Below are 19725 nucleotides of genomic sequence, written 5' to 3' on the forward strand. Positions count from 1 at the left end.
GAGCGCGATCGGTCCAATGCCTCGAACGCACCGCACACGGCTGCCCGGACCGGTCAGGAACGTGCTGATCGGCGGGATCGTGGCCGGCCTGCTGGTGATGCTGGGGCTGGCCGTGCTGCTGAAGCAGGACCGCGAAGCCCGGCTCGGCTCCGCGCAGCGCCAGGCGCTGGCGTTGTCGACAGGCGTGGACAGGCTGCTGCGCCAGGAGTTCGGCAGCCTGGAACGGGCCATGTCCGGCGTGGCCGCTGATGCCGGTACCTACCGGGGCGCCGCGCCGGAACAGGCCGGGGCGCTCCTGCGCAGCACCATCCAGGGGGTCGTCGCGCGACGCGCGGAACTGGATTCGCTGGTGCTGGTGGACCGGGACGGCCGTGTGCTGGCGGGTGAGGGGCGGGGCGACGCCACGTTGCGGCAATGGCTCGAAGGCGCGCGGGGCGACGGGCTGGTGGTCGGTCCACTGGAATCGCGCGACGCGGGCTGGTGGCTTCGCGTCGCATGGCCTTTCGACGGGGAGCGCTGGCTGCTGGCCCGACTGCGCACCGCGGCGCTGGAAGGCATGATCCGCGACCTCGACATCGGGGTGGAAGGCAGCGTCGCCGTGCTCGATCGCGGTGGCGTGGTGCTTGCCCGGCAACCGGAACCGGCGAACGGCAGCCATGCGGGCCGGCAGACGCGCCTGCCGCCTTCCCTCGCACAGTCGCAGGGCACCGCGGTGGGAGTGCGCACCAGCCAGATCGACGGCGTCGAGCGGATCACCGCGTTCAGCGCGATGAGTGGCTACGACGTCGTCGTAGTCGCCGGGCTGGGCCTGCGCGAGGCCCTGGCCCCCTGGTACCGCGCCGCCTGGATCGCGGCCGGCTTCGCCCTGCTCTACTGGATCTGCCTGGCGTTCTTCATCCATCGCCTCGTGGCCGGCGAACGCGTGCGCGCGGCCCTGCTGGAGGACCTGGAAGAACAGGCCGAATGGCTCGACCAGGCGCAGCGCGCGTCACGCACCGGGGTGTGGCGGGTGGAGGCCGGCGAGGGGCAGGTCAAGGTCTCGCCGCATACCGCGGCCATGTTCGGGTTCGAACCCAGGGCGGCCACCCTGCCGGTGCAGCCGTTCTTCGATCGCATCCATCCGGCCGAGCGCGACGAGGTGCGGCGCCTGTTCGCGCGCGCGATGTCCAGCGGAGAGCCGTACAGCACCGAATACCGGGTCCTGCCGCGCCCGGATGTCGAGCGCTGGATCCGGGCCAACGGCGGCGTGGCGGAAGACAGCCAGGGCCGCCGCTGGGTGACCGGGACGGTCGCCGATGTCACCGGCGAACACGAGGCGCAGGCCCGCGTCGAGCGGGCCGAAGGACACTTCAGGGCGCTGTTCGAGCGCAATCCGCTGCCGTTCTGGGTCTTCGACACGGAGACCTTGCATTTCCTGGCGGTCAACGATGCGGCGATCGCTTCGTACGGCTACAGCCAGGACGAGTTCCGCTCGATGACGATCCTGGACATCCGCCCCCCATCCGACCGCGACAGGGTGGTCGCGTCGATGGACGCGCGTGGCCGCGATCAGGACATGGACGGCATCTGGACGCACGTCCGGCGTGATGGCAGCCGCCTGGACGTGCGCGTGTTCAGCAGCAGCATCGAGTTCGGTGGACGGCCGGCGCGGCTGGTGCTGGCCGAGGACGTGAGCGATCGCGTGGCGTACGAGCGCCAGCTGGCCTGGCGCGCAGCGCACGACGACCTGACAGGCCTGCTGCGGCTGTCCGCCATCGTCGAATGGATCAACGACAGGCACGCGCCCGGGACGCGCTACGCCGTCGCGTTCGTGCGCTTGCGGGATGTCGAACTGGTGACCTCGACCTTGGGGGCGATGACCGGGGAAGTACTGCTTCGCGAGGTCGCCGCGCGCGTCGCCGCCATCGGACGGAAGTTCGGCGCGGCCGGCTTCTGGCCCGGCGAATCGTTCGTGCTGGTGGCGCTTGACGCATCCCGGGGGCAGGCCATGCTCGACGCCCTGGAAATGGCGTTCGCCGCCCCGGTGCAGACCGAAGGTGGCGCCCACCCGGTCGAAGCCTGCATCGGCGTCGCCGAAGGACCGACGCACGGGGAAACCCCCGAGCAGGTGGTGGGACACGCGGCGCTGGCGGCGCTGCACGCGGCGCGCGAGATGGTGACGGTCATGCCCTACGACGGCACCATGGCCGAACAGGCGTCCGAACACATTGCGATGGCGCGGCGCCTGCGCAATGCGCTGCGCGCGGAAGAGTTCGAGCTGCACTACCAGCCGATCCACCGCCTCTCCGACGGCAAGGTGGTGGCCTTGGAGGCGTTGCTGCGCTGGCGCAGGGATGGCGCGATGGTCCCGCCCGCGGTGTTCATTCCGCTCGCCGAGACCTCCGGACTGATCGTGCCGATCGGGCGCTGGGTGCTCGAGCAGGCCGTGCGCTGCCATGCCCGCCTGGCCGAAAGCGGCTTTGGCGACGTCTCGATCGCCGTCAACGTGTCCGCCATCCAACTGCTCGGGGAGAGCCTTGCCGAGACGGTGATCGAACTCCGGCGCCGGCACCGGCTGCCTGCCGGTGCGCTCCACGTCGAGCTGACCGAGAGCGTGGTGCTGCGCCAGCCACAGCTGGCGCGCGCCCGCATGCTGGAGCTGCGCGAGGCCGGCGTGCCGATCTCGATCGACGACTTCGGCACGGGCTTCTCCAGCATGGCCTACCTGCGGGACCTGCCGCTCGACTACCTCAAGATCGACCGCAGCTTCGTGCAGGACGTGCATGCGGACGAGCGCAAGGCGTCGATCTGCAGGGCCATGATCTCGCTGGCCGCGGGTCTGGGGCTTGACGCGATCGCCGAGGGCGTGGAGCAGCCGGCCGAACGCGACTGGCTGCGCGCCCACGGCTGCGGCCAGGCCCAGGGATACCTGTTCGGGCGTCCCGCGCCTCTGGAGCAGACGCTCCAGGCGCTGGCCGCCGCTGCGCCGCGCCCGGTGCAGGAGGAATGAGCCGGGCCACGCGCGCGCAGGGTGGGCCGTCGACCCGGCCAGGGCGCGAAGGGCTTGCATTGCGCAGCGATTGCCGAACCGTGCCCGGCGATGCCCCGGGACTTATCCACGCCGCTTGTGGACAACGTTGTGGAGGAGCGATTGAACAATCGTCGCCAGCCCGCGTGGCGCCACGGCCGACGACTGTTTGGCCAAAACAGCGCCAATGCCGCAAACGCGAACCGCCCCTTGCGGGGCGGTTGCGTGTGTGCTTGTTGCGGTGGCGAAGAATTGATCAGGCTTCCGCGTCTTCCTCCTTGAACGCGTCCACCGGAATGCACGCGCAGAACACGTTCTTGTCGCCGTGCACGTTGTCCACGCGCGCGACCGGCGGCCAGTATTTCTGCTGGCGCAGGCTCGAAAGCGGGAACGCGGCCAGTTCGCGCGGATAGGCGTGCGTCCACTCGCTCGCCGCGACCACGTCGGCGGTGTGCGGCGCGTTCTTCAGCGGGTTGTCCTCCCGATCGAGCTTGCCTTCCTCGATGGCGCGGATCTCGTCGCGGATCTGGATCATCGCGTCGATGAAGCGGTCGAGTTCGTGCAGCGATTCGCTCTCGGTCGGCTCCACCATCAGCGTGCCGGCCACCGGGAAGCTCAGCGTCGGCGCGTGGAAGCCGAAATCGATCAGGCGCTTGGCCACGTCCTCTGCGGTGACGCCGGTAGCCTTCTCCAGTGGACGCAGGTCGAGGATGCACTCGTGCGCGACAAGGCCGTTGCGACCGGTGTAGAGCGTGCGGTAGTGCGGCGCGAGCCGCTTCGACACGTAGTTCGCGGTGAGCAGCGCGACCTGGGTGGCGCGGCGCAGCCCGCCGGCGCCCATCATCGCGATGTACATCCAGCTGATCGGCAGGATCGAGGCGCTGCCGTGCGCGGCGGCCGACACCATGCCGACCGCGCCGCTCGCGTCCTTGTGCCCGCGCGGCAGGAACGGCGCCAGGTGCGACTTGACCGCGCACGGCCCCACGCCGGGTCCGCCGCCGCCGTGCGGGATGCAGAAGGTCTTGTGCAGGTTGAGGTGGCTCACGTCCGAGCCCCACTTGCCCGGCTTGGCCAGGCCGACCAGCGCATTCATGTTGGCGCCGTCGGTGTACACCTGGCCGCCATGGCGATGGACGGTCTCGCAGATCTCGACCACGTCCTCCTCGAACACGCCATGCGTGGACGGATAGGTCATCATGATCGCCGCCAGGTTGGCCGAATGCTTCTCCGCCTGGGCGCGGATGTCGGCGACGTCGACGTTGCCGTTGGCGTCGCAGCGCGTCACCACCACCTTCATCCCGCACATCTGCGCCGAGGCCGGGTTGGTGCCGTGCGCGGATTCGGGGATCAGGCAGATATTGCGATGGCCTTCGCCACGCGAGGCGTGCCAGGCGCGGATCGCCAGCAGCCCGGCGTACTCGCCCTGTGCGCCGGAGTTGGGCTGGAAGCTGACCGCGTCGTAGCCGGTGATCTCGGCGAGCATCGCCTCCAGCGAGGCGACCAGCTCCTGGTAGCCGCGGGTCTGCGAGGACGGCGCCAGCGGATGGATGTCGGCGAACTCCGGCCAGGTGATCGGGATCATCTCGGCCGTGGCATTGAGCTTCATGGTGCACGAGCCCAGCGGGATCATCGTGCGGTCCATCGCCAGGTCCTTGTCGGCCAGGGCGCGCAGGTAGCGCAGCAACTCGTGCTCGCTGTGGTGGGTGTTGAACACCGGGTGCTGCAGGAACGCCGATTCGCGCAGCAGCGGGGGCGGCAGCGCATCGGCTACCTCGGCATCGAGCGCGTCGATGGCGCTGTCGCCCAGGTCCGCGCCGAAGATCTTCGCCAGCGCCGCCAGGTCGGTGCGGGTGACGGTCTCGTCCAGGCTGATGCCGACGCTGCCGGCGTCGATCTTGCGCAGGTTGATGCGCTGGTGGCTGGCGTAGTTGTGGATCTGCTCGGCATCCACGCCGGTGACGTGCAGCGTGTCGAAGAATCCGTCGCCCACCTGCACGCCGGCCTGGCGCAGTGCGGCGGCCAGGATGGCGGCCTGCCGATGCACGCGGCGCGCGATGCGCACCAGGCCCTCGGGGCCGTGGTAGACGGCATACATCGAAGCCATCACCGCCAGCAGCACCTGCGCGGTGCAGATGTTGCTGGTCGCCTTCTCGCGGCGGATGTGCTGCTCGCGCGTCTGCAGCGTCAGCCGGTAGGCCGGCTTGCCCTGCGCATCGACCGAGACGCCGATCAGGCGACCGGGCATGGAGCGCTTGAACGCGTCGCGGCAGGCCATGAAGCCCGCGTGCGGGCCGCCGAAACCGAACGGCACGCCGAAGCGCTGGGTATTGCCGACCACGATGTCGGCGCCCCATTCGCCCGGCGCCCGGATCAGGGTGAGCGCGAGCAGGTCGCTGGCCACCGCGACCAGGCCGCCGCGCGCGTGCACGGCCTCGGCCAGCGCGGCGTGGTCGGCGATATGGCCGTAGGTGTCGGGATACTGCAGCAGCACGCCGAAACTGTCGGCTTCGGCAGCGCCGGCGGCCGGGCCGACCTGCAGGTCGATGCCGAGGCCGTCGGCGCGCGTGCGCACCACTTCCAGCGTCTGCGGATGCACGTTGTCGGCGACGTAGAACAGGTTGGACTTCGACTTCGCCGAACGCTTGGCCAGGGTCATGGCCTCGGCCGCGGCGGTGGCCTCGTCCAGCAGCGAGGCGTTGGCGATGTCCATGCCGGTGAGGTCGGCGCACATCTGCTGGAAGTTGATCAGCGCTTCCATGCGCCCCTGCGAAATCTCCGCCTGGTAGGGCGTGTAGGCCGTGTACCACGCCGGATTCTCGAGGATGTTGCGCAGGATGACGTTGGGCGTGTGCGTGCCGTAGTAGCCCTGGCCGATGAAGCTGCGGAACACGTCGTTGCGCGCGGCGATCGCGCGGATCCTGGCGAGCGCCTCGACCTCGGTCAGCGAGCCGGGCAGGGCCAGGCCTGGGCTGGAGGCCGGGTCGAGGCGGGCGGTGGGCTTGATGCTGGCCGGGACGATGGCGTCGGTCATCGACTCCAGCGAGTCGTGTCCGACTTCGCGCAGCATGTGCGCGACCTCGGCGTCGTTGGGGCCGATGTGGCGTTCGACGAAGGCGTCGTGGTGTTCGAGTTCGCGCAGGCTGGGCTTGGACATGGCGGTGCACCGGGAAGTGGAGGGCGCCGCTGGAGGGCCGTCGTTCCGGTGGACCGGGTCCGGTCTGCTCCCGCCGCTGGACCGGAAGGGCAAACGCGAAACACGCAGCAGCTTGCGCTGCGATGGCGACGGGCATTCCGTGGCAGTGGTGCCCCTCTGTCCTTTTGCCTGAGAGTTTGGAAGCGCGCGGACGAGGATCGCGTGCTTCGTGCCCCTTCGGCGCCGGTTCCGGCTGGGCCGGTCGGTCTCTCCAGAGTGTTTGCCGCGTCCGGTGGTATCGGGCCTGAGCGATTACGGGCGTTTGCGCCTTCGGCAGCACGGGCATGGACCCTGTGCTTCTCCCACCATTGCCGGGCGATTATAGCGCCGGCGGTGCTCCGCGACCTGCGCGACCGGTCCGCATGCCGGTCCAAGTTGTTAACCTGAACGTCCGTCCCGTCCAGCGCCCATTCGTGAGTTCCCCACCGATCCCGCCCGCGCCCGAATCCGCTGCCGCCGTCCCGCCCGATCGGGTCGCGTCGACGCCGCCCGATGAGGACATGTCGCTCGTCCGCCGCATCCGGCAGGTGTTCCGGCGCGAACCGGTGCTGCTGGTGACCTGCAGCTACCTGTTCATCTCGGTCTACGGCCTGTGGGACAGCTACTGGTTCTACCGCCGCTTCGACATTCCCATCCTGGAGTTCATGCAGAGCAGCGACTACTTCGTGGCGGGCCTGCGCCGGCCCGAGTACCTGTGGCTGCTGGCATGGACGCTGCTGACCTCGTGGCTGGCCCTGATCCCCGAGCGCTGGCGCCAGCGCCATCCCGGGCGCGTGGCCGGGATCGAGCGGCGCTGGTGGGGCCGGGTGCTGCTGCCCCGGCGCAGCGACTGGTGGATGTACATGGGCCTGCACCCGGAAACCGCGGCGGTGCTGACGGCGCTGCTGGCCATGACGGTGGGCCTGTACGCGCTGGGCGATACCAGGGGGCAGCGGATCTACGCCGGCAGCGGCTATGCGGTCTCCGTGCGGCTGTCCGACCAGGCGCAGGCATTGCCGGGCGACTGGCGCATGCTCGGTACCAGCAGCGCCTTCGTGTTCGTCTGGAATCCGGTCGAGAAGCGCGCCGAGGTGCTGCCGATCGATGGCGTCGCCGCGGTCCGCCTGCTCGGGTGGCGCAAGCGCGGTCGAACCGTAGATGCGGCCGCGACGCCTGCAGTGCCTGCAGGGCCGGGACCCGCGCAATGACGCGGCCATGGCCATGAGCGCGAACGGCCCCAACCTGCGCCGACTGGCGCTGCTGCTTGCCGGCCTGGCGATGTTCGGGCCGTTTTCGATCGACACCATCTTCCCGGCGTTCCCGTCGATGGGTGCGGACCTGCGCGCCGACAAGCTGGCGATGCAGCAGACGATCAGCGTGTACCTGGTCGCCTACGCGCTGATGAGCCTGGTGCACGGGCCGCTGTCGGACATGCTGGGGCGCCGGCGGGTGATCCTGGGCGGGCTGGTGGTGTTCGTCGCCGCCTCGGTCGGCTGCGCGCTGGCCGACGACCTGTCCACCTTGCTGGTCTTCCGCGCGATCCAGGGCCTGTCGGCGGGCGTGGGCCTGATCGTGGGCCGGGCGGTGATCCGCGATGTGCTGCACGGCGACGACGCGCAGCGGCTGATGAGCCAGGTGTCGATGATCTTCGGCGTGGCGCCGGCCATCGCACCCGTGGTGGGCGGCTGGCTGCTGGGCTGGGGCCGCTGGCCGCTGATCTTCTGGTTCCTGGTGGCGTTCTCGACGCTGCTGCTGCTGGCGACGTGGCGCTGGCTGCCCGAGACGCTGCCGCCACAGTCGCGTCTGGCGCCGTCGCCGCGGCGGCTGCTGCGCGACTACGCCTGGATCGCGCTCAATCCCAGGTTCCTGCGGCTGGCGCTGGCGGGCGCGCTCAACTTCGCCGCGCTGTTCCTGTACATCGCCTCCGCGCCTGCCTTCGTGCTCGACCTGCTGCGCCTGGACGAGCGCCAGTTCGGCTGGTTCTTCATCCCCATGATCAGCGGCATGATGCTGGGCGCGTTCGTGTCCGGCCGCGCGGCCGGTCGCATCAGCGGCACCCGCCTGGCCAACATCGGTTTCGCGGTCAGCGCCGTGGCGATGCTCGCCAATCTCGCCTACAGCGCGCTGGTGGATGCGCCGAGCGTGCCCTGGGCGGTGCTGCCGATGGTGTTCAACGCCTTCGGCATCGCCCTGGTGTTCCCGATCGTCACCCTGGCCATCCTCGACATGTACCCGCGCCAGCGCGGCTCGGCCTCGTCGCTGCAGGCCTTCGTCGGGCTGGTGCTCAACGCCGTGCTCGCGGGCGTGGTGTCACCGCTGGTGAGTGGGCACGCGCTGCACCTGGCGGCGCTGGCCGCGGCCTTCATGCTGTCCGGCTGGGCGTTCTGGCGCTGGGAGGCCCGCCGCGGCCGTACGCCGCCGGCCTGCCCACCGGCGCCGGAAGCGATGGAGCCGACCGGGCAGCTGTAGCCCCGTGCGGGGTCGAAGAACGGGGCCAGGTTCTCGCCGGCCTGGACGGGCGCGCCCAGCCGCGCGTGCGCGCTGTCGAAGCTCGTACCCGGCGCCTCGCGACATGCCTGCTCGCGAAGCGGTGGCGATGTGCGTCCCCGCCTCAGCGCGGACGCAGTGGCTGCGAGCCGTTGCGGCGGCGCGGGCCGGCGGGCTGCTCGGGGGCGAGGTACTGGCGGATGCTCGGAAAGTCCACGTCGAAGCGCGAGTACCAGTCGACGTTGTCCGCATCCGTCGTGCCGGAGGTGGCGCAGGATGCATCGCCGCCGTACAGCCCGCCGCGGAGGTAGTAGTCGCCGGCCTCCAGGGTGAACAACCCGGAACCGCTGCTGCCGCGTTCGGTGGTGCCCTCCAGCCAGCGCGCGGCATGGTTCGTGGCGTCGCTGCGCGCGGGCAGGTGCTGGCCTGCCGAGACCTTCTTGAGATCGCCGGCCGGATGATGGATGGCCAGCACGCTGATTCCCGAGGGAAGCGCGCTCGCGTCCCAGCCCGCGAACACCGCGCCCGCCGGTGCGGCGTCGCGCAGTCGCAGGAGGGCGCCATCGGTGCCGCCGCCGTCGCTGTCGCTGGAATAGAGGTAATCGGCGCCGCCACTGAGCTGCACGTACTCACCCAGCGAGTTGGTGCTGCAGGCGGTGGATTCGTACTTCCAGTAGGTGTTGAGCGTCGCCGCCAGCGCTGCTGAACTGATGCAGTGGTGCGCCGTATGGAACCAGGGCACCTGGGTCGTATTGTCGGTGTCGTTGAGCAGGGTGCCGGTACACAGGTAGGTGCCGCCGTCCTCCACGAAGGTCAAGCGCGCCACGGCATCCTTGGTCAATGTGTAGCCCTGGCCCAGCGTACCGACCCGGCACACCGCGTTGATGTTGCAGCTGCCCGAGCCGCCGACGTTCTTGAGGATGCGGAAATCGTCGACCGCATTGGTCATCAGGTGGCTCAGGCGCGGCGCGTCCAGCCGGACCCCGGTGGGCGATACGCCGGCCGGCAGCCAGACTTCCACGACCTGGCGCTCGCCCTCGGTGGAGGGCGTCCAGTACAGCCCGTCATCGCCAGCCAGTCCGGCCACCTGCGCGCCGCGGACGACGGCCACGACCTGCGCAGGCCGCGCCGAGCCGGCAAAACGCAGTTCCGCGCGTGGATCGAGCCCCTCGATCCGCAGCCCGGCGCGCACGCCATAAGCCAGTGGCGACACGAACTCGATCCTCGTCACCGAGCTTCCGTCCGCGAGACGGTTCCAGATCGGCGCAGGCAGCATCCCGGCGGCGGTCTCGACGGCGGCCTCGCGGGCGATGCCGATCTGGATCGGCTTGTCGGCGCGCGCGGCATTGTCCTGCTGCAGCCGATGGATGCGTTGTGCCGACAGCTCGCCATAGCGCAGCTGCGTCGCCGGCGCCTCGGCAGCGCGCCAGCCGGCGGCCGACTTGGTCGCCGGCATGCGGCTGGATTCGCTGCCAACCCGGAGGGTGTCGGCGGCCGCGGTCGAAGCGGCTGCGGAAAGGCACAGCAAAAGCATGGTCCTGCGCATGGTGGCGTCCTGTCGTCCCCTGTTCTGCGCGCATCATAAGGCGAGCCGGGGCCCCGGCGCAGGGTGGCCCGGCTCGGCTTGGCGCGCTCAGCCGTTGCCGGGCGGTGGGGTCTGCTGCGGGGCCGGGCTGGCCGCCGTGGCCGGCACCTGCCAGCCGCAGGTCTTGCCTTCGTTCTGCTGCTTCAGCCAGTCCTGCAGCGGCGAGAAGTACTCGAGCACCGCCGAGGCGTCCATCTGTTCAGTGCCGGTCAGCTCCTTCATGGTCTGCTGCCAGGGCTGGCTGTTGCCGCGAGAGAGCATCGCCCAGAACTTGCCGCCGCCGGCCTTGTTGCCGGCGAAGGTGCATTCGTACAGCGGGCCCTGGTGGCCGGCGGCGTCGCACAGCGCCTTGTAGAACTGGAACTGCAGCACGTGCGAGAGGAAATACCGCGTGTACGGCGTGTTGCCCGGCACGTGGTACTTGGCACCGGCGTCGAAGAACTCCTCGCCGCGCGGCGTCACCGGCGCCACGCCCTGGTACTTCGCCTTCAGCTCCCACCAGGCGCTGTTGTAGTTCTCCGGCGTGATCGAGCCATCGAACACGCCCCAGCGCCAGCGGTCGATCATCAGCCCGAACGGCATGAACGCGACCTTGGCCAGCGCCATGCGCATCTGCGCGTTGATCAGCGCCTCCTGGCTCGGCTGCTGCTCGCCGACCAGTCCGATCGACTTGAGGTAGGTCGGCGTCATCGCCAGTTCGATGGTGTCGCCGATGGCTTCGTGGAAGCCGTCGTGCGCGCCGCCCTGGAACAGCGGCGGCAGCTTGTTGTAGGCCAGGTAGTAATAGACGTGGCCCAGCTCGTGGTAGATGGTGAAAAAATCCTCCTCGCTGGGCTTGATGCACATCTTGGTGCGCACGTCCGGCGAATTGCCGTCCTCGCCGCCCATGTTCATGTCCCAGGCGCTGGCGTGGCAGACCACGTCGCGGTCGCGGGGCTTGATGAACTGGGTCTTCTGCCAGTAGCTCTCCGGCAGCGCCGGCATGCCGAGCGAGGTGTAGAACTCTTCCGCCTGGCGGGTCATCTGCTGCGCATGCTCGAGTTGCGCCTTGCGCACCACCTCGACCCGGCTGTCGGTGTCGATCAGCGCGTTCTCGCGCGACAGGCGCTCGTTGAGCAGGGCCTGGTACTGGCGCTGCAGCGCAGCGTTGACGTCGAGGCTGCCGGCCTGCTGGCCGCTGTACGGCGCCAGCACGTCCCACAGGTTGCCCCAGTCCTGCTGCCACATGTTGCCCATCAGGTGCGCAGGCAGCAGCCCGTCCACCGAGCCCTGACCCGGGTACTGCGCGTCCAGGCGGGTGCGCGCATAGCAGTGCAGCTGTTCGTACAGCGGCTTGACCTGGCCCCAGAGGCGGTCGGTCTCGGCCGACAGTTCCACCGGCGACATGTCGTAGCCGGCGCGCCACATCTCGCCGGCGTCGGCGTAGCCGAGCTCGCGCGAGCCTTCGTTCACCAGCTCGACGAAGCGCGTGTAGTCGTCGCGCATCGGCTGGGCGATCGTGTGCCAGCCGCGCCAGGCATCGAGCTGGGCGTCGTAGTCGCGGCTCTTGGCCAGCACCTCTTCCAGTTCGCCCAGCTGGCGGCAATCCTGGCTGTCGCCGGCGGCCTTGCAGTACGTGCCCGAGCCGTACATGCCTTCCATCTTCGTGGCGATGCGGGTCAGTTCGGCCAGCCGCACCGGATCCTTTGGCGCCGGCATCGCGGTGCCCAGCTTCAGCAGCGTGATCGCGCGCGCGGTCTCGGGCGACATCTGCTGGCCCTCGAACTTCCTGGACTGCTCGATCCAGCCGTTGAGCGAGGTCAGGAACTTCTCGTTGGCCTTGGCCGCCAGCAGCTGGCTGTCGTCGTTGATGTAGGTGCTCGAGAGCCACTGCGCCGCGGTCAGCTCGGGGTACATGGCCTTGAGCTCGGCATTGACGCGGGCGACGAAGGCGTCGGCGGTCTCGTCGCCGGAGGCGGCACCGGCAGTGGCGCCCGGTGCGTCCGCGCCTGCGGCTGGCGTGGGTTCGCGCTTGCAGGCGGACAGGGCGAGGCTGGCGCCGATGGCCAGGACGAGCAGGGCGTGGCGATGGTTCACGATGGGATCCGGTGCTGCGCAGGATGCGGTGCCGGCAGGCTAGAGCGCCGCCCGCCGCCGGGCAAGTGCGGACAGCCGGATCAGGGCGCGATCAGGCCGCGCTGCGCGTCGACCAGGCCGCGTTCGCGCAACCAGTCCCACGCCGCATCCGCATCACGCTCGAAATAGGCGCGGGCGCTGCCGAGCCGGAAGGTGTAACCCCAGGCATCCATGTCGGCGAACACCCGGTCGCGGCCGACGCCCGGCAGCGCGTCGCCCAGCAGCACCTGCAGCAGGCAGACCGCGTCCTCTTCCGCGACCGAGTCGGTGGCATCGGTGTGCACGGCCTGGCGGCGTTCCGCGGGCAGCACGATCAGGTGGCAGGCCTCGTGCAGCATCGAGTGCACCGGGGTGTCGGCGCGGACGTACACGTCGCTGCCGATGATCCCGGCTTCGGATTCGCCCCAGTAGCTGCCGGGGATCGAAGCATCATCATCGACCCGGTGCAGCTGCAGGCCGTAGCGTCGCAGCAGCGCGGCCGCGTCGGCGAACGCGATCTCGCGCAACAGCAGTACGGCGTGCGGGGCTGGCGTGTGTGGCTGGTGCATGCGGGAGCAGTCTGCCTGGCCGCCGCGTCGCGCCACCAGGGGCCGGTTCGCACTGCGCCCGTGGATCCGGGAAAACAGCGCGGACGCAGTCGGCGGCTGCTTCCCCCGGCCCCGCGACGGGGACACCGAAGGTCGGTGGCACGCCGGGCCGACGCGTGCGGGATCAGACGGTCGCGGACCGGCCTTCGGGCAGGGCGACGGAGATGTCGAGCACGTCGTGCCCGCCGTCCTTGACCAGGTCGACCTTGACCGCATCCACGTCCACGCTCACGTACTTGCGGATCACCTCCAGCAGTTCGCGCTGCAGCAGCGGCAGGTAGTCCGGGGCGCCGCGGCCGGTGCGCTCCTGCGCGACGATGATGCGCAGGCGGTCCTTGGCGATCGCGGCGGTGTTCTGCTTCGGCTTGAGGAAATCGAACAATCCCATGGCTCAGCTCCCGAAGAGCTTGCTGAAGAAGCCCTTCTTCTCCGCCAGGGTGAAGCGCATCGGCCGGTCTTCGCCGAGCAGGCGGGCAACGGCGTCGTCATAGGCCTGGCCGGCCGAGGATTCGCTGGCCAGGATCACGGGCTCGCCCTTGTTGGACGCGTCGAGCACGTCGTTGGATTCGGGGATCACACCGAGCGTCTTGATGCCCAGCACTTCCTCCACGTCGGCGATGGACAGCATCTCGCCCTTTTCGACGCGCAGCGGGTTGTAGCGGGTCAGCAGCAGATATTCCTGTACGCGCTCGCCGGCCTCGGCCTTGCGGGTCTTGGACGACAGCAGGCCCAGGATGCGGTCGGAGTCGCGCACCGAGGACACTTCCGGGTTGACCACCACCACGGCGCGGTCGGCGAAGTACATCGCCAGGAACGCGCCCTTCTCGATGCCGGCAGGCGAATCGCACAGGATGTAGTCGAAGCCGTCGTCGGACAGGTCCTTGAGCACCTTCTCCACGCCTTCGAGCGTCAGCGCGTCCTTGTCGCGCGTCTGCGAGGCGGCCAGCACGAACAGGTTGTCGAAACGCTTGTCCTTGATCAGCGCCTGCTTGAGCGAGGCCTCGCCCTGGACGACGTTGACGAAGTCGTACACCACGCGGCGCTCGCAGCCCATGATCAGGTCGAGGTTGCGCAGGCCGACGTCGAAGTCGATGACGGCGACCTTCTTGCCGCGACGCGCCAGGCCGTTGGCGAGGCTGGCGCTGCTGGTGGTCTTGCCGACGCCTCCCTTGCCCGAGGTGACCACGATGATTTCTGCCAAAACACGTCTCCTGTGTGTGTCGCCGTCAATCGAGTGCGGCGATCTTGAGTTCTTCGTTGTCGAGCCAGACCTGCACCGCCTTGCCGTGCAGTTCCTTCGGGATATCTTCCAGCACTTTGTAGTGACCGGCCACGGCGACCAGCTCGGCGTGGAAGGCGCGGCAGAAGATCCGCGCCTTCGCGTTGCCCTGGGCGCCGGCCAGCGCACGGCCGCGCAGGGGCCCGTAGATGTGGATGGAGCCATCGGCGATGACTTCGGCGCCGGCCCCGACCTGCGACAGCACGGTCAGGTCGCGGTTCTCGGCGTAGAGCTGCTGGCCGGAACGCACCGGCGCAGTCTGCACCAGGCCGGGCCCCGCGGGATCCTGGCGCGCGGCCGCGGCCGGCGCGGGCGCGCGATGGGCAGGGGCCGGGGGCGGGGCCGGTTCCGCCGCAAGTGCTGTCTCAGCCCCGCCTGCGACGGACTCGTACTGGGCGCGGAACCGTGCCAGGACCGGCAGCCCGATCTCCACCGCCAGCTTCTCGTTGTCGCCGCTGCCCCAGGCCAGCGCGACCGGCAGCACGCCGGCCTCGCGCAGGGCCTCGACCAGGGCGCGCGCGGTGGCGGCGTCGGGCGTGGCGGCCAGCCCGCCGAAATCGACGATGACCGCGGCGCGCGCGAACAGCTTGGGCGCGCGCGCCACGCGGCTGCGCATCTCGTCGGCCAGGCGCGCGATGTCCAGGGTGCGCACGCGCAGGTTGGCGATGCCGACCTGGCCGATCTTCAGTTCGCCGGCCTGTTCGAAATCCATGGCCGCGCTCATGCGGCGGACGACTCGGCCAGGGCCACGCGCGGGCGCAGCAGCCAGGGCTGGTCGGGGAGCTCCTCGGCGTAGGTCTCGCGGACCCACTCGTAGCTGCACATGTCCTTGGCCATCATCGAGGCGCGGATGCCGTTCTCGGGCATCACGTGCTGGCCGATCTCGCGGAACCCGAAGCTGCCGTGGAACAGGCGCACCGGATCGGCGTCGTGCTCCAGGAACACCTCGCAGGTCAGCTGCGGATAGCGCAGTTCGGCATAGCTCTGGGCGTCGGCGTAGAACGCGCGGCCCACGCCGCCGCCGCGACGGCGGCTGGCGACCACGATCCGGTCGATATAGAAGAACCGCTCGCAGTGCGCGCGGAACCAGTGGAAGTTGCTGCTGTCGTGCTCGGCGTCCGAGCCCAGGCCGACGAGGAAGCCGGCCAGCGCACCATCGCGTTCGGCGACGCGGAAGTACTCGGCGGTATCGTGGAACCTGCGGATGCGGGCCGCATCCAGCGGCAGGATCGTCGGGCCAGCGGCATTGTTGAGGGCGAGGATGGAATCCAGCTCGTGCTCGCGCACGTCGCGGATGACGATCGACATTCCTGACTCCAGAAGACTTCGGGTGCTGCCCGGCCGCAGGTCGGCAAACGGCGGACGCGCCTTGCGACGGCCACCGCGGATTATCGCATGGCCTCCGGCCCCGGGGCGAACGCGGACCGCGTCGCCGCATGACTTCCGAGGGGGTCGCGGCGCGTGGATTGCGCCTACCATGGCGGCATGCTGTCCCGCCTCGACCATGCCCGCCTGCTGCGCTATGCCGGCCTGTTCACATGGGCGGTGATGGTGCTGCCGCTGTGGGCGCTGTCGGGGCCGGTGGACGAGGCCGAACCGCTGTCCTCGATCGGCGCCGGCTGGAACGCCTGGTTCGCCTGGGGTCTGTTCGGGTTCAGCTTCGCATGGCTCACCCGGGCCCTCGACGAGCGCCGGGTCACCCTGGCCGACCACGTGCTGCTGGTGGCGATGATCGGCAGCGCGGTGGCGCTGAGCTACTACAGCAACAGCGGCCTGGGCGTGCTGCTGCTGATGGTGGCCGCCTGCGTGCTGCCCTGGCTGCTGCCGCTTCCCATGAGCATCGCCGCGCTGGTGATCAGCGCGCTGCTGGTGGTTCCGGTGTACGTGCGCGCGATCGGCTTCTCGCTGCTCGAGGCGGTGATGCAGTCGGTGCTCTACATGGGTTTCAACTGCTTCGTGTTCGCGACCGGTTACGTCGCCCGCCAGCAGGTGCTGGCGCGCGACGAGCAACGCCGGCTGAACGCCGAGCTGCGCGCCACCCGCGCGCTGCTGGCCGAAAGCGTCCGCGTGAACGAGCGCACCCGCATCTCGCGCGAACTGCACGACCTGCTCGGCCACCACCTGACCGCCCTGAGCCTGAACCTGGAGGTGGCCAACCACCTCGTCAGCGGCCAGGCGCAGGAGCACGTGGGCCAGGCGCATACGCTGGCCAAGCTGCTGCTGAGCGACGTGCGCGAGGCGGTGAGCCGGCTGCGCGACGACGACGCCATCGACATGCGCGCCACCCTGCTGCCGCTGGCCGACAACGTGCCCGGCCTGCGCATCGACCTGGACATGCCGCGGACCTTCCTGGTCGACGATCCCGAGCGCGCGCATGTGCTGCTGCGCTGCACCCAGGAAATCATCACCAATGCCGTGCGCCATGCCGAAGCCAGCCTGCTGCGGCTGCGCTACCGGCTCGATGGCGACGCGGTGCTGCTGGAGGCCCGCGACGACGGCCGCGGTGCCGAAGGCGCGACCGCCGGCAACGGCCTGCTGGGCATGCGCGAACGCCTGGCCGCGCACGGCGGCAGCCTGCAGGTGGAGACTTCGCCCGGCAGCGGCTTCACCGTGCGCCTGCGCCTGCCCATGGACGGCGGCGTGGTGGTCATCGATACCATCCGGCCCGCGGCCATCGCCGCGGACGACGATCCATCCACCCAGATCCGACCCCTGGAGGTCCCATGATCCGCGTCTGCCTGGTCGACGACCAGACCCTTGTAAGGCAGGGCATCCGCTCGCTGCTGGCGCTGGACGGGGGCATCGAGGTGATTGCCGAGGCCGGCGACGGCAAGCAGGCGGTCGAGATGATCCCCGAGGTCAAGCCCGACGTGGTGCTGATGGACATGCGCATGCCGGCGATGTCGGGCTTGGAGGCGCTGCAGGCGCTTTCGCGCGCCGGCCAGCTGCCGCCGACCATCATCCTGACCACCTTCGACGACGATCAGCTGGTGCTGGCCGGGATGAAGGCCGGCGCCAAGGGCTACCTGCTCAAGGACGTGTCGCTGGAGCAGCTGGTCGGCGCGATCCGCACCGTCGCCGGCGGTGGCTCGCTGGTGCAGCCGGCGGTGACCCAGCGCCTGCTCTCGGGCCTGGAGCACATGCGCAACGATTTCGTCAGCCTCGACCGGCCGGACCCGCTGACCGATCGCGAGACCGAGATCCTGCGCCTGATGGCGGGCGGCTTCTCCAACAAGGAGATCGCCAACTCGCTGGGCGTGGCCGAAGGTACGATCAAGAACCACGTGTCGAACATCCTCAGCAAGCTCGGCGTCCGCGACCGCACCCGGGCAGTGCTGAAGGCCTTCGAGCTGCAGCTGGTCTGACCGACAGGCTGATCCGGGCCGGTGCAGCGCACCGGCCGTTCGTCAGCGCGCGCGGCTTGCCGCGCGGGCAGCGCTTCCTCACCCGGCCCGCCGCAGCGCGGCGGGCGTTCGCCGGCAGCACGAGGCGCTGCCTCGTGAACGCTGCCCGCTCACCCTGTCCAAGCTCGGTGTCCGCGACCGCACCTGGGCAGTCCTCAAGGCCTTCGAGCTGCAGCTGGCCTGGGGCACGCCGGGCGGTCCTGCCTTGGGAGGTGGCCCGCGTGACGGTGCAGGGGGCGGCCTCGCCATGGACCGGGCGGAGGCCTGTTGCGCAGGCGGTGCCACGCGGTCGCGCGCTCCTCCGTGAAGATCGCGCGGCCAGCGCCGGACTTCCCGCCTGCCAGCGTGGCGTCGGTTGCGTGGGCAACCGTGGCCCGACCCTCGCGCCGGTCGCATTTTTGACTCGCCGTGCGCGGGAGGTTCTTGATAGGATTGGCCACTTGCGCCTGCCACGGCAGGAATTGGTCCCGGAGAACCCTGAATGACCCGTTTGCTCGAGATCCTGATTTCAACGGCGATCGTCGCCGCGCTGTTCGTGCTCGTCGCTCTGTTCCTCCCGTCGAGCCGCACGATCACCGAAAAGGTCGAGACCAACCGGCGCCAGGCCATCGTGTTCGACACGCTCAACAGCTTCAAGCGCTTCAAGGACTGGAACGCGCTGACCATGCGCGATCCGGCCGCCAAGCTGGAACTGTCGGGTCCCGAGTCGGGCGTCGGCGCGCGCCTGGATTACAGCTCCGAAGCGCGCGCGCTGGGCGAGGGCAGCTGGGAAATCGTCGAGAGCGACGCCGACAGCCGCATCGCCTACCGCATCGAGAACCCGGACCGCGGCGACAACAAGCGCATGGAGTTCACCCTCAAGCCGACCGGCCGTGGTGGACGCAACATCGAGATCACCCAGCGCTACGACGTCGACTACGGCTGGAACCTCCTCGGCCGCTATGCCGGCCTGTACGTGCGGGGCCACGTCGGCGAGGACATGAAGCTCGGCCTGGCCAAGCTGTCGAGCATGCTGGCCGGCGTGCCCAACGTCGACTACCGCGCCGACGGCGTGCGCCTGAGCGACCTGGGCGTGGTCGACCTGCCGGCCGAGAACCTGCTGTCGGTCTCCGCGGGCGCGGTCGAGCGCAACAACGAGAAGATCAAGCAGTCGATGAAGTCCAACAGCGAGTGGATCAAGCGCACCATGGAGGCGAATGATCTGGTGCCGGCCGGCCCGCTGCGCATCGTGTCCACCGAGCTGGGTCGCGAGAACTACACCTTCGACGTGGTCCAGCCGGTGCGCCGCAAGGGCGCGGGTTCCGACGCGCAGGAAGCGGCCGAGGGTGAAGGCGAGGGCGACGAGGCGGAGGCCCAGCCGGTCGCGCAGGCGCCGGCCGTCGACGAGGGCCCGCTGGAGGTCGAGATTCCGGACGGCGCACCGGTCGAGTACATCCGTGCCGAGGCCGGCAAGGCGGCCCGCGGCAACTACGTCGGCTACATGGCCGAGCTTGAGAACGTGCGCAACGCGGTGCGTGCCTGGGCGATGACGCACGGCTACGAGGTCACCGACCGTCCGTACGAGATCTACAAGAACGGCATCGACGAGGCGTTCACCGAGAACGGCGAGTTCGAGGTGTTCTGGAAGCTCAAGCAGCAGTAAGGCACCGGGTTTCATGCCGATGCCCGTCGCGCGCCGCATCCCCGGATGCGGCGCGCTGCGTTTGGGGATCCCGATTCCATGACGACGACCGCCACCTTGACCTCGGCGCGCTGGCTGCGCGCGGCCGGCGCCTTACTGGCCGGGCTCGGCGTGGCGCTGGCGGCCTACGCCTCGCATGGCGCCGGCGAGGATGCGCGCGGCAACCTGCTGACTGCCGCGCTGTTCGCCTTCGGCCATGGCGTCGCGCTTGCTGCGCTGGCCCGGGCCGTGGCGTCGCGACTGTCGCTGGCGGCGCTGGCGATGTTGCTGCTCGGAACCCTGGTGTTCGCCGGAACACTGGTGGCCAGGTCGCTGTGGGGGACGTCCTCGGCACCTGCGCCGTTCGGCGGCATGGTGCTGATGCTGGGATGGCTGCTGTACGCGGCCAGCGCGCTGCGGGACTGAGCG

15 protein-coding genes and 1 riboswitch are annotated in these 19725 nt (G+C 69.8%); of the genes, 7 read left to right on the forward strand and 8 right to left on the reverse strand.

Going from position 1 to position 19725, the window contains the following annotated elements; all coding sequences use genetic code 11:
• Window positions 1-16: 16 nt before the first annotated feature.
• The gene (locus tag Q0863_RS02340) at window positions 17-2989 is read left to right on the forward strand and encodes an EAL domain-containing protein (protein ID WP_298574657.1); all 2973 of its coding nucleotides are present in this window, start codon (window positions 17-19) and stop codon (window positions 2987-2989) included.
• A 274-nt stretch (window positions 2990-3263) separates the two neighbouring features.
• Here the strand turns inward: Q0863_RS02340 and gcvP are convergent, their stop codons facing one another.
• Window positions 3264-6161 carry an aminomethyl-transferring glycine dehydrogenase gene (gcvP, locus tag Q0863_RS02345; protein ID WP_298574659.1) on the reverse strand — a complete coding sequence of 966 codons (2898 nt, stop codon included), beginning with the start codon at window positions 6159-6161 and terminating at the stop codon, window positions 3264-3266.
• Between the two features lie 146 nt (window positions 6162-6307).
• Window positions 6308-6425: riboswitch (glycine riboswitch) on the reverse strand.
• Between the two features lie 275 nt (window positions 6426-6700).
• Between gcvP and Q0863_RS02350 the strand changes: the two genes are divergently transcribed.
• Both Q0863_RS02350 and Q0863_RS02355 read left to right on the forward strand, forming a co-directional pair.
• The gene (locus tag Q0863_RS02350) at window positions 6701-7387 is read left to right on the forward strand and encodes a hypothetical protein (protein WP_298574661.1); all 687 of its coding nucleotides are present in this window, start codon (window positions 6701-6703) and stop codon (window positions 7385-7387) included.
• A 13-nt stretch (window positions 7388-7400) separates the two neighbouring features.
• Window positions 7401-8648 (forward strand): multidrug effflux MFS transporter, encoded by a 1248-nt coding sequence (locus Q0863_RS02355; RefSeq protein ID WP_298574663.1) that lies wholly within the window; start codon window positions 7401-7403, stop codon window positions 8646-8648.
• Between the two features lie 142 nt (window positions 8649-8790).
• Here the strand turns inward: Q0863_RS02355 and Q0863_RS02360 are convergent, their stop codons facing one another.
• The 7 genes from Q0863_RS02360 to Q0863_RS02390 all read right to left on the reverse strand — a co-directional run bounded on the left by Q0863_RS02360 (window position 8791) and on the right by Q0863_RS02390 (window position 15540).
• A complete protein-coding gene (locus tag Q0863_RS02360) occupies window positions 8791-10122 on the reverse strand; it encodes a serine protease (protein ID WP_298574665.1) in 1332 nt (443 codons plus the stop codon).
• A gap of 177 nt (window positions 10123-10299) precedes the next feature.
• Window positions 10300-12327, reverse strand: a complete 2028-nt coding sequence (locus tag Q0863_RS02365) for a M2 family metallopeptidase (protein ID WP_298574667.1) — start codon at window positions 12325-12327, stop codon at window positions 10300-10302.
• An 80-nt stretch (window positions 12328-12407) separates the two neighbouring features.
• Window positions 12408-12914 (reverse strand): hypothetical protein, encoded by a 507-nt coding sequence (locus Q0863_RS02370; RefSeq protein WP_298574669.1) that lies wholly within the window; start codon window positions 12912-12914, stop codon window positions 12408-12410.
• A gap of 163 nt (window positions 12915-13077) precedes the next feature.
• Window positions 13078-13341, reverse strand: coding sequence for a cell division topological specificity factor MinE (gene minE, locus Q0863_RS02375; RefSeq protein ID WP_298574671.1), 264 nt, complete (start codon window positions 13339-13341; stop codon window positions 13078-13080).
• 3 nt (window positions 13342-13344) lie between these two features.
• A complete protein-coding gene (gene minD / locus Q0863_RS02380) occupies window positions 13345-14154 on the reverse strand; it encodes a septum site-determining protein MinD (protein WP_298574672.1) in 810 nt (269 codons plus the stop codon).
• Between the two features lie 25 nt (window positions 14155-14179).
• Complete coding sequence (minC, locus tag Q0863_RS02385; RefSeq protein ID WP_298574674.1) at window positions 14180-14956, reverse strand: septum site-determining protein MinC; 777 nt, start codon at window positions 14954-14956, stop codon at window positions 14180-14182.
• A complete protein-coding gene (locus tag Q0863_RS02390) occupies window positions 14953-15540 on the reverse strand; it encodes a GNAT family N-acetyltransferase (RefSeq protein WP_298574676.1) in 588 nt (195 codons plus the stop codon). Before Q0863_RS02390 ends, minC begins: the two co-directional genes overlap by 4 nt.
• Before the next feature lie 177 nt (window positions 15541-15717).
• Here Q0863_RS02390 and Q0863_RS02395 point away from each other — a divergent pair, with 177 nt between their 5' ends.
• The 4 genes from Q0863_RS02395 (at window position 15718) to Q0863_RS02410 (ending at window position 19722) form a co-directional block, all read left to right on the forward strand.
• The gene (locus Q0863_RS02395) at window positions 15718-16959 is read left to right on the forward strand and encodes a sensor histidine kinase (RefSeq protein WP_298574678.1); all 1242 of its coding nucleotides are present in this window, start codon (window positions 15718-15720) and stop codon (window positions 16957-16959) included.
• Entirely contained in the window at window positions 16956-17597 is a 642-nt protein-coding gene (locus tag Q0863_RS02400; protein WP_298574680.1) for a response regulator transcription factor, read from the forward strand. Before Q0863_RS02395 ends, Q0863_RS02400 begins: the two co-directional genes overlap by 4 nt.
• A gap of 520 nt (window positions 17598-18117) precedes the next feature.
• Window positions 18118-19278 carry an SRPBCC family protein gene (locus tag Q0863_RS02405; RefSeq protein WP_298574682.1) on the forward strand — a complete coding sequence of 387 codons (1161 nt, stop codon included), beginning with the start codon at window positions 18118-18120 and terminating at the stop codon, window positions 19276-19278.
• A 78-nt stretch (window positions 19279-19356) separates the two neighbouring features.
• Window positions 19357-19722: a DUF423 domain-containing protein gene (locus Q0863_RS02410; protein ID WP_298574684.1), complete on the forward strand. Its 366-nt coding sequence runs from the start codon at window positions 19357-19359 to the stop codon at window positions 19720-19722.
• The last annotated feature ends 3 nt before the right edge of the window (window positions 19723-19725 follow it).

Source organism: uncultured Luteimonas sp. (assembly GCF_947492465.1).
Classification (GTDB): domain Bacteria; phylum Pseudomonadota; class Gammaproteobacteria; order Xanthomonadales; family Xanthomonadaceae; genus Luteimonas.